Source organism: Streptomyces sp. NPDC057002 (assembly GCF_042673825.1).
In the GTDB taxonomy this organism is placed as follows: domain Bacteria; phylum Actinomycetota; class Actinomycetes; order Streptomycetales; family Streptomycetaceae; genus Streptomyces.
In genome coordinates, this window is record NZ_JBHURZ010000002.1 from 1,330,879 (window position 1) to 1,342,589 (window position 11,711).

Here is an 11,711-nt window from a genome sequence, read left to right on the forward strand (position 1 = left end):
TCCACGGACAACCGGAAGGACGTAGACGAAGGCATGGACTGGTGAGGGAGAACACGGCACGCTCGCTCGTGCTGCCGGTGGCGCCGACCCGGGGCCGGCTGCGCCCGCTCGGCCTGGACGAGGTCCGGATCACCGGCGGCTTCTGGGCCCGGCGCCGCCATACCAACGCGACCGCGACACTCGGCCACTGCCGCGACTGGATGGAACGCGAGGGCTGGACCGGCAACTTCCGGGCCGCCGCCGAGGGCCGGGTGCACAGCGACCGGCACGGCCGGGAGTTCGCCGACTCCGAGATCTACAAGCTCCTCGAGGCCATGTCCTGGGAGGGCGCTTCGTACGACGGGGACGTCGCCGCGCTCACCGACGTCATCGCCCCCGCCCAGCACCCGGACGGCTACCTGAACACCGCCTTCGGCCACCCCGGACAGCAGCCCCGCTACAGCGACCTCGAATGGGGCCACGAACTCTACTGTCATGGGCACCTCATCCAGGCGGGTGTGGCCCAGGCCCGCGCCCGGGGCGAGGGCGAGCTGACGAAGATCGCCCGCCGGGCCGCCGATCACCTCTGCGCCGTCTTCGGACCTGGCGGGAACCAGGGCGTCTGCGGGCACCCCGAGATCGAGACGGCGCTGGTGGAATTCGCCAGGCTGACGGGGGAGCAGCGCTACCTCGACCAGGCCGCGCTGTTCCTCGGCCGGCGCGGCCACGGCACCCTCGCCGACATCGAGTTCGGCCGTGCCTACTTCCAGGACGACCTGCCCGTCCGCCGGGCCACGGCTCTGCGCGGCCACGCCGTGCGCGCCCTGTATCTCGCGGCAGGCGCGGTCGATGTGGCGGTGGAGACCGGGGACGACGCGCTGCTCGCCGCCGTCGTACGGCAGTGGGAGGCGACGGTCGCCCGGCGGACCTATCTGACCGGCGGGATGGGCTCGCACCACCGCGACGAGTCCTTCGGTGACGACTTCGTGCTGCCCCCGGACCGTGCCTACTCGGAGACCTGCGCCGGGGTCGCCTCCGTGATGCTCGCCTGGCGGCTGCTGCTCGCCACCGGCGAGCCGCGTTTCGCGGACCTGGCCGAGCGGACCCTGTTCAACGTGATCGCGGCCTCCCCGTCCGAGGACGGCCGGTCCTTCTTCTACGCCAACACCCTGCACCGCCGTCACCGGGGCACCGCGCCCCCGGCGGACCGAGTCAGCCCGCGCGCCGACTCGGGCCTGCGCGCCCCCTGGTTCGCCGTCTCCTGCTGCCCGACCAACGTGGCGCGCACGCTCGCCCAGCTGCCCGCCTACCTGGCCACGGCGGACGACGACGGCCTGCAACTGCACCAGTACGCCGACGCGGAACTCGCCACCTCCCTGGCCGACGGACAGGGCGTGGCGCTGCGGGTGCGTACCGACTACCCGTCCGGCGGGACCGTGGCCCTGCGGATCAGCCGCTCCCCGGCCCGTCCCTGGACCCTGTCCCTGCGCGTCCCCGCGTGGACGGCGGGGGAGACCGCCTGGCTGGTCGACCCGGACGGGAACCGCCGTACTATAGCCCCCGGCACGGCACAGGTCACCAGGGTCTTCCGGCCCGGCGACGAGATACGCCTCGAACTGCCCGTCACCCCGCGCTGGATCCGCTCCGACCCCCGCATCGACGCGACACGCGGCACGGTGGCCGTCCAGCGCGGACCCCTCGTGTACTGCGCCGAATCCACCGACCTGCCGGACGGGCACGACGTCGACGCGCTCCGCGTGGATCCGTCCGCCGCACCGGAGGACGGGCCGGGCGACACGGTCCTGGCGCCCGGTGAACTCGCCGAACCGCACGACACCGCCTGGCCGTACCGGTCGGCCGACGAAGCCACCGCGCCCGCGACCGGCCCCGAGGCCATCACCCTCGTCCCGTACCACTCCTGGGCGAACCGCGGCCCCTCGACCATGCGTGTGTGGCTGCCGACGACCCGGCCCCCGACAACGCCCACCGAGAGGTAGCCGTGCCCGCACAGCGAAGACGACACCGCCGCGGCATCCTGGCCGGGGCGCTGGCCCTGGGCCTGCTGGCCCCGCTCGCCGCCACCGGCCCGGCAGCGGCGGACAACACGGCGATCGGCTACCCGGTCTACACCGGATCCGACCACCCCGTCCCCACGCTCCCGGCCGGCTTCACCGTCCACCGCACCCTGCGCGCCCAGTACGAGGCCGACCGCAGAGCCGGTGACGGCACCGACTTCTGGATGGACCGCATGCTGGCCCGCAAGGGCGAGGACCCGTCGGGGGACTGGCTGTTCACCCGGGGACGGGCCGTGTTCATGAAGGAACACGAACCGTCCCGGCTGGGCTTCGCCGGCAAGGTCGCCTACTGGGAGAGCATCGACAACCGGTCCGCGTACACCATCACCCTGAACGTCGACGGCGAGGACCTCACCCTGCGGGAGAACACCGGCGCCCGCACCCAGACCCCCAGCCACTGGCGCAGCGAGTTCACCCACGAGGCCACCGGCCTGAAGGTGACACAGACCAAGTTCATCACCGAAGCGAACGCCGCCGTGACCAACCTGGCCCTCACCAACACCGGCCCTGAGCGCCGTGAGGTGACGCTGAGCGCCACGTCCCCCTACACGACGACCGCCGAGGGCCGGGAGCTCACCGGCGCGGTGCCCGCGAAGAACAACCTCACGACCGTCTTCCCCCGCCTCAGCGGAGACGGCTTCACCGCCGAGGACGAGTCGCTGACCCGCACGCTGACCCTGCCGGCAGGCCGCACTCTCACCACCAAGGTCCAACTCGGCTTCGTCACCGAGGAGATCACCGACTCCCGCCCGGAGTACGACTCCGTGCGCACCGCGTCCCCGGCCACCGCCTTCCGCCGGCACGTCCAGACGTACAACCGCTGGTGGGCCGAGAACCTGCCCTACCTCGACGTCCCCGACGACAACATCGAGAAGACGCTGTACTACCGCTGGTGGCTGCTGCGCTACAACTACCTCGACGCCGACATCCCGGGCAGCGACTACCAGTTCCCCACCTCAATGGAGGGCGTGCTCGGCTACAACAACGCCATCGCCCTCACCGTCGGCATGTTCGTCGACGACCTCAAGTACCTGCGCGACCCGAGCTACTCGTACGGCCCGTGGGTGTCGGCCGGAGAGGTCTCGAAGAACGGCAAGTACACCGACAACCCGGGCGACCCGGAGAACTGGTCCAACAGCTACACCCAGTACATCTCCGAGGCGGCCTGGCGCTCCTACCAGGTGCACGGCGGCCCCGACGGCATCGTGCGCAACCTCGCCCGGTACGCGGAGAAGGACGTCCGCGGCCAGCTCGAGAACTACGACGAGGACGGCAACGGGCTGATCGAGTACGACTGGGGCGCGATGACCGGCAACGACGCCGACGCGGTCTCCTTCGACTGGAAGCCCGGAAACCTGGACCGCGCCGAATCCGCCTACGTCTACAGCAACGCGACGGCGGCTGCCCGCGCCTACGACCTGCTCGGCGAGAAGGCGAAGGCCGACGAGATGCGCGGGACGGCGAACCGGGTGAAGAAGGCGGTCCTCGACCACCTCTGGGACCCGAAGGACAAACTGCTCAAGCACCGCCACGTCGCCGGCGACACCCTGGTGCCGTGGAAGGAGATCAACAACTACTACCCGTACAGCGTGGGCCTGATGCCCACACCGGAGGAGGACCCGCAGTACCTCGAGGCACTGCGGCTGTGGGCCGACGCGAAGCAGTACCCCGTCTTCCCGTTCTTCACGGCCAACCAGGCCGACAAGGCGGAGGCGGCGGAGCAGGGCCACCCCGGGAGCAACAACTTCTCCGTCATCAACTCCACCGTCACCTTCCGCTTCCTCTCCTCGGTGCTGCGGAAGTACCCCAGCAAGTACATCGACCGCACCTGGTACAAGAAGCTGCTGTCCTGGAACGCCTGGGCCCACTACATCGACGGCGACAACCGGTACCCCGACCAGAACGAATTCTGGTCCGACGGCAGTGCCGACCCGCAGAAGATCGGCTACCGCTCCTGGATCCACCACACCATCCTCGGCACCACCAACTGGACCGTCATCGAGGACGCGATGGGGTTCAGGCCGCGCGACGACCGGAAGATCGAGCTGTGGCCGATCGACGTCGACTGGCCGCACTTCGCGGTCACCGACATCAACTACCGGGGCACGGACGCGGCCGTCCTGTGGGACGAACCGGGCGACGGAAAACGCCCGTACGGCAAGCGGGTCCCCGAGGGGTACTCCCTCTACCTCGACGGCAAGCTCGCCTTCACCGCCGACCGCCTCACCCACCTCGTCTACGACCCCACGACCCGCAAGGTCACCTTCCCCGACGGCGGCGGAGCCAAGGCGAGGACCACCGGCCTGCGCACGGATGTCGCCGAGCCGCAGGACGTCACCTACGGCCCGAAGGAGCGCGTCACCGACCTGTTCGCCAAGGCCGGCCGGGACCTCACGGGCACAGCCGGGAAGAACCTCGCCGCCGGCGCCACCGCCCGTGCCTCCCACGAGGCCGAGGGCCGGGGCGTCGACGGTGCCGTCGACGGCTTCACCGTCAACGAGCCCTCCTGGGGCGCCCGCGGCTCCGGGAACACCGAGGACTGGTACGAGATCGACTTCGGCCGCACCCGCACGGTCGACGACGTCCGGCTCCACTTCGCCGGCGACAAGCGGCAAGGCGGCTACGCCGAACCGGCCTTCTACACCGTGCAGTACCAGGATCGGGGCGGCCGGTGGAGGGACGTGGCCCGGCCGGCCAAGTCACCGGCCTACCCGCGCGCCAACCTCAACCGGGTGCGCTTCCAGGAGGTGACCACGGGCAAGCTGCGCGTGCTCATGCGCCACCGTGACGGCCACACCAGCGGCCTCAAGGAGATCCAGGCCTTCGACACCGACGCGCGCCCGCCGACGGCCCGCAACCGGCCTCCCTACGTCGAGGCCTGGCGGGACCCGACGTACACCCGGCCGGGCCAGGTCGGACTCACCGGCATCACCGAGGACGACGGGCTGCCGAAGCGGGAACTCTCCGCCTCCTGGAAGACGGCCGACGGCCCTGAAGGCGGCACGGTCATCTTCGACGACCCCCGAGCCCCCACCACGGTCGCCCGGTTCACCAAGGCAGGCACCTACACCCTCGAACTCACCGCCACCGACAGCGCGTTGACATCGTCGAAACAGGTCGTCGTGAAGGTCGAGGAACTCGGCGACGGCCGGGTGAACCTGGCACCGTCCGCGACCCCCACGGCGTCCTACACCTCCGGCTGGGAGTCGGTGGCCGCGATCAACGACGGCCGCGAACCGGCATCGTCGTCCGACGCCCCGCGCTGGGGCAGCTGGCCCCGGAAGGACACCCAGTGGATCCAGTACAACTGGGAGGACCCGGTCCGTGTGGACGGCTCCGACCTGTACCTATTCCGCGACGCGCAGCCGGGCGCGGCCGACGGCGTGGGAGTTCCGGCCTCCTGGGTCATCGAATACCGCGACGGCGACACCTGGCGCGAGGTCCCCGCGCCCAGCGGCTACGGCACCGCAGAGAACCGCTACAACCGGACGACGTTCAGCCCGGTCACCACCACAGCACTGCGCGCGAAGCTCACCGGGCACCCGAATCTCGCCCTCGGCGTACAGGAATGGAAGGTCTACGCCGAGGCACCGGAGTCGGTACGCGAGACCCACATCCCCACCCTCCGCGGCACCGTCCCCGACCTGCCCGAACAGGTCACGCTCGTATACGCCGACGGCTCCACGGCGCGCTCACCCGTGGCCTGGCCGGCCCTGACCGAGGACCAGGTCGCCGAGGGCGGCACCAGCGTCACGATCACCGGCCTCGCCGACCGAACCGCCCAGCCGGTCACCGCCACCGTATGGGTACGGCACACCGACGCCGTCGAGATCACCAGCATCGCGGAGGAACGCGCCACCACCCGCCCCGGCAGGGCCCCCACGCTCCCCGCCACGGTGGTCGCCACCTACAACGACGGCTCCAGGGACAGCCGGACACAGGTCACCTGGGTCCCGATGGACCCGGACCAGTACGCCGGGCCCGGCACCTTCGAGGTCAGGGGAACCGTGCCGGACACCTCCCACCGCGCCACGGCCACGATCACCGTGACACCCCCGCGCGACCCGGGTGGGACCTCTCCTGCCCGCCGATGACCGACGACGATCGGAGCGCGTCATGTTCCAGCCACCCTCCCGACGCCGCGTGCTGAGCCTGACCGCCGGCGCCGCGGCCACAGCGACCCCGCTCATCACCTCCGGCCCGACGGCCCAAGCCGCCACCGCAGGCTCCACTGCCGAGGCAGCCGGGGTCACCGCGCGAGCGCTGCCCGCCCAGCCGACCTGGGCGGTGCGGCCTTTCGGCCTGGACCAGGTCACCCTCGGCGGGGGCGTCTTCCGGGCCAAGCGCGACCTGATGCTCGACTACGCCCGCGCCTACCCGGCCGACCGCATCCTGGCCGTCTTCCGCGCGAACGCCGGACTGGACACGCGCGGCGCACGGCCGCCGGGCGGCTGGGAAACCGCCGACGGCAATCTGCGCGGCCACTACGGCGGCCACTTCCTCAGCCTCATCGCGCAGGCGTACGCCGACACCCGCGAGGCCGCCCTCAAGTCCAAGCTCGACTACCTGATCACGGCCCTCGGCGAGTGCCGGCAGGCCCTCGCCGAACACGGCAATCCGAAACCCAGCCACCCCGGCTACCTGGCGGCCTACCCGGAGACCCATTTCATCCTCCTGGAGAGCTACACCACGTACCCCACCATCTGGGCGCCGTACTACACCTGTCACAAGATCATGCGCGGCCTCCTGGACGCACACACCCTGGCCGGCAACCCGCAGGCGCTCACCATCGCCGCGAAGATGGGCGACTGGGTGCACAGCCGCCTGGGCCGGCTGCCGAAGGCGCAGCTGGAACGCATGTGGTCGATCTACATCGCCGGCGAGTACGGCGGCATGAACGAGGTCATGACCGACCTCTACGCCCTCACCGGCTGGCCGGAACACCTCGCCGCCGCCCGCTGCTTCGACAACACCACGCTGCTCAACGCCTGTGCGGAGAACCGTGACGTCCTGGAAGGCAAGCACGCCAACCAGCACATCCCGCAGTTCACCGGCTACCTCCGCCTGTTCGACCACACGGGCGAGGAGACCTACGCCGCCGCGGCCCGCAACTTCTGGGGCATGGTCGAGGGCTCCCGCACCTACGCCCTGGGCGGCACCGGCCAGGGCGAGATGTTCCGCACCCGCGGCGCCATCGCGGCGACCCTCGACGACAAGAACGCCGAGACCTGTGCCACGTACAACATGCTCAAACTGAGCCGGCAGCTCTTCTTCCACGAGCCGGACCCCGCCTACATGGACTACTACGAACGGGGCCTGACCAACCACATCCTCGCCTCCCGCAGAGACACCCCCAGCACCGACAGCCCCGAGGTCACCTACTTCGTCGGCATGGGCCCGGGCGTACGACGCGGATACGGCAACACCGGCACCTGCTGCGGCGGCACCGGCATGGAGAACCACACCAAGTACCAGGACTCCGTCTACTTCCGCTCCGCCGACGGCAACACCCTGTCCGTCAACCTGTACCTGGCCTCCACGCTGCGCTGGCCGGAGCGCGGTCTCGTCATCGAGCAGACGAGCGACTACCCGGCCGAGGGCGTACGCACCCTGACCTTCCGCGAGGGCGGCGGCAGACTCGCCGTCAGACTCCGCATCCCGTCCTGGGCCACGACAGGCGTCACGGTCACGGTCAACGGAACCCCGCAAGAGGGCCGGGCCGCACCCGGCACCTACCTCACCCTGAACAGAAACTGGCGCCCGGGCGACCGCATCCGCGTCTCGACGCCCTACCGCCTGCACATCGAACGAGCCCTGGACGACCCGGCCGTCCAGTCACTCTTCTACGGCCCGCTCCTCCTGACAGCCCAAAGCGCGGAGCAGCAATTCCGCACCTTCTCCTTCTACAAGGACTTCACGCTCCGCGGTGACCTGGCCGACGCGATCAAACCCGCCTCCCGCCCGCTGCACTTCACCACCCACAACCTCACCCTCGCCCCCTTCCATCTGGGCAACGACGCCCCCTACCACGCCTACTTCAAGCGCTCCGAACCCGTCATCGTGTTCGGCACAGCCGACTCGGGCGTCCCCAACCGAGCCCGCCCGGACGGCCAGACGTTCCTCGACGCCCTGTGGCAACAGGCCCCGTTCCTGACCTCCGCCCAGTTCGTGCGCGCCGTACGCACCCTCGCGGACCGCTGGCTGTCCGAAAACCTGCTCTCCCGCACCGAACGCGACCGCGTCATCGCGACCGCGAACGAGGCGGATCTGCGCCGCTGAACGCCGGGCAGGGCCGCAGCATCGGGCGTCGTCCTTCGGTATCTCGGTCAGACGGGGGAGCTGACGGAAGGAGCCTCACGTTGCCGCGGCCCCAGGTCAGGCGGACACTGGTCATATGACCGCGGGCTTGCCCGTGGACCGGGGCTGACGGACGGCACAACGGATGCCGCCGGCCCTCGCACGGGTATTCCCTCCGCATGGCCCCGGCGGTGCCGGAGCTGCGATCCGGTCGTGGGAGGGCCTATGTCCACGACATTGCGTTTGGCGACCTTCAACGTCGAAAACCTCTTCGCCCGATGGCGGTTCAAAGACGGTGTCAACCCCGCTGCCGCGAACACCCGCGGCTGGGTCGTCGACCAGACCCAGTTCGAGGAGCTGGGCGTCGACGACAAGGCCATCACATCAGCGGCGGTGCGTGAGATCCACGCGGACGTGCTCGCTCTCCAGGAGGTCGAGAACGTCGACACCCTGAAGCACTTCCGGTCACAGGCCCTCGGCGGGCGCGCCGAGTACCCCTATGTCGCGGGGGTGGACGGCAACGATCCACGCCTCATCGACGTCGCCGTGCTGTCCAAGCTGCCCATCACCCGCATCCGCTCTCACCAGCACCTGATGGACCCCGGGAGTCCGACCGCGTCCCTGTTCTCGCGGGACTGTCTCGAAGTCGATGTCGAGGTGCGGGAGAGCGAATCGAAGAGCACGACCGTGACGCTCTTCGTCAACCACTTCAAGTCCATGATGGGTGGGCGCCCCCAGACCCGGGACAAGAGGCAGCGCCAGGCCGAGAAGGTGAAGGAGCTCGTCACCGGGCGCTTCGGATCCGCCTCTCCCGGCGACCATCCGTTCGTCGTCCTCGGTGACCTCAACGACTACCTCGGGCCGGACGGCGGCTCCGGCATCGACGGCCTCGTCGCCTGGGACCAACTCGAGAACGTGGTGTCCCGCCGTCCCGAGGCCGACCAGTGGACCCACTTCTTCCGGGGCGGCAACGAGTACCGGCAACTCGACTACCTGCTCCCCTCGGCGTCCCTCGCCGCGGCGTCCGCGGAGTCGGTGCCCGAAATCCTCCGCAAGGGCCTGCCGCTGCGAGCGGACCGCTACCCCGGGCCGCGGTTCCCGGGCGTCGGCACCGACAAGCCCAAGGCGTCCGACCACTGTCCCCTCGTCATGGATTTCACCCTCGTCTGAAGCCTCCCGAAAGACGGAGCTCACGGAACACGGAGCGCAAGCATGGCCCGCATCACCATCAACGGGGTGACGGTCGACCCGCTGGCCCAGCGAAACGAGTTGGCTGACGCATCCCTGATCGCCGAGGACGCCTCCCGGTCCAACTACCTGCTCGTCCAGACCGACCACGTGCTCTCCGCCGAGGAGAAGGCCCAACTGGCGCAGCTGGGCGCGGTGATCCATGAGTACGTGCCGGAGAACACCTACCTGTGCGGGTACCAGCCGTCCGACCTGGACGCGGTCCGCGACCTGCCGTTCGTGACCTGGGCGGATGTGTATCTCGAAGGCTTCAAGATCGCTCCATCGCTGCGCGGGGAAGGCCTGCGGCCGGACATCTCGCTCCTTCGGGCACCCGCCGAGGCGCTGGCGCCGGGGACGCGCACCGTCGACATCGCCTTCCATGACGATGTCGACCCGAGCGCGCATGAGGTGCGGCAGCGGATCGCGGCAGCGGCCGGGCTCAGCCCCGACGACGTGCGTCCGGCCCGCGACAAACTGCGTGTGGAGGTGCCGGAGGACTCCCTGGCCGCGCTCACAGCGGTGGACGAGGTGCGGCAGGTCGAAGAGGTCCCCGAGCGGAGTCTGTACAACAGTGTCGCCCGGCCGATCCTGCACGCCGACGTGGTCGTGGACGGCACCCCGCAACAAGGCGCGGGGCAGGTCGTGGCCGTGGCCGATTCCGGCTTCGACCTGGGCTCCACCACCAATGTGCACAGCGCGTTCACGGGCCGGGTCGCCCGTCTGTACGCCCTCGGCCGACCCACCCGGGCGGACGACCCCGACGGGCACGGCACCCACGTCGCGGGCTCCGTGCTCGGCAACGGCACGTCCGCCGCGATGGGCGGAGCCGTCCAGGGCACCGCGCCCCGGGCCACCCTGGTGCTGCAGTCGCTCATGGACCGTCACGGGCAGCTCGGCGGAATCCCCGATGACCTGCGCGACCTCTTCACACCTCCCTACGACGACGACGGCGCGCGCGTGCACACCGACTCCTGGGGCTCCACCGTGCCGGGACGGCCGTACGACAGGAGCGCTCGCGAGATCGACGACATGGTCTGGAACAACGAGGACCTCGTGATCTGCTTCGCGGCAGGCAACGACGGCAACGACCGGGACCGTGACGGCCGCGTCAACCTGGGGGACGTCGGATCGGAGGGGGCGGCCAAGAACTGCATCACCATCGGGGCCAGCGAGAGCGGCCGCCCGGGAATCAGCTCCACCTACGGCCAACTCTGGAGCCAGGACTTTCCCGTCAATCCGCTCCGCGACGACCGGCAGGCGGACGACCCGGACGGAATGGCCGCCTTCAGCAACCGCGGGCCGACCCGGGAAGGCCGGATCAAGCCGGACGTCGTCGGCCCCGGCACCTCGATTCTCTCCGCGCTGTCACGTGCCGCGGCGAGCCTCCCCGGTGACCCCTTCGGCGCCTCCGCGGACCCGAGATTCCACTTCCTGAGCGGCACGAGCATGGCCGCGCCCCTGGTCGCCGGCTGTGTGGCGGTCCTGCGCGAGACCCTGGTGAGGAACGGCACCCCCCGGCCGAGCGCGGCACTCGTCAAAGCCATGCTGATCAACGGCGCTGTCGAACTCCCGGGCCAGTACATCCCGTCGGAGGCGGGCCCGTCGCCCAACAACGACTCCGGCTTCGGCCGTGTCGACCTCTCCCGTTCGGTGGTCCTCCCCGGAGACGGCCGGCGTTCGGGCTTCCACGAGGGCGGCCCGCTGGACCAGGGCGAACAGGAACTGCTGCGCATGGAGATCCCGGAACGGGACGGCGGCCCGGAGCCGACGTTCAAGGTCACCCTGGTCTGGACGGACCCTCCCGGCGCGGCCCTGCAGAACGACCTCGACCTCGTCGTCCGAACCGCCGACGGCCGTGAGCGCCACGGGAACATGGGCACGTCCGCCGGGTTCGACCGCACCAACAACGTCGAACAGGTCCAGTGGGACGACATTCCCGCCGGAGAGGTCACGGTCGTCGTCCGCGCCCACCGCATCACCCGCTTCCCGCAGCCCTACGCCTTCGCGTGGCACATCTTCTGACGGTCCGTCGGCGCTGACATGTGCGCCTGCCGCGAGCGCTTCGAAATCGCCAAATCCGGACCGGAAGTCGTCTGGACCACTTCCGAGTCTTGAACACGCCTGTCCGGG

At 70.3% G+C, this 11,711-nt stretch carries 5 protein-coding genes; all 5 read left to right on the plus strand.

Features of this window, described 5'->3' with window-relative positions:
* The first annotated feature begins 41 nt into the window (after window positions 1-41).
* Entirely contained in the window at window positions 42-1,976 is a 1,935-nt protein-coding gene (locus ACFT32_RS14130; protein WP_382488742.1) for a glycoside hydrolase family 127 protein, read from the plus strand.
* Complete coding sequence (locus ACFT32_RS14135) at window positions 1,931-6,148, plus strand: Ig-like domain-containing protein (RefSeq protein ID WP_382488744.1); 4,218 nt, start codon at window positions 1,931-1,933, stop codon at window positions 6,146-6,148. The genes ACFT32_RS14130 and ACFT32_RS14135 overlap by 46 nt, the downstream gene beginning before the upstream one ends.
* 22 nt (window positions 6,149-6,170) lie before the next feature.
* On the plus strand, window positions 6,171-8,333 hold the full coding sequence (locus ACFT32_RS14140; RefSeq protein WP_382488746.1) for a glycoside hydrolase family 127 protein: 2,163 nt from the start codon (window positions 6,171-6,173) through the stop codon (window positions 8,331-8,333).
* A 243-nt stretch (window positions 8,334-8,576) separates the two neighbouring features.
* Window positions 8,577-9,521: an endonuclease/exonuclease/phosphatase family protein gene (locus ACFT32_RS14145; protein WP_382488748.1), complete on the plus strand. Its 945-nt coding sequence runs from the start codon at window positions 8,577-8,579 to the stop codon at window positions 9,519-9,521.
* A 42-nt stretch (window positions 9,522-9,563) separates the two neighbouring features.
* Complete coding sequence (locus ACFT32_RS14150; protein WP_382488750.1) at window positions 9,564-11,603, plus strand: S8 family serine peptidase; 2,040 nt, start codon at window positions 9,564-9,566, stop codon at window positions 11,601-11,603.
* The last annotated feature ends 108 nt before the right edge of the window (window positions 11,604-11,711 follow it).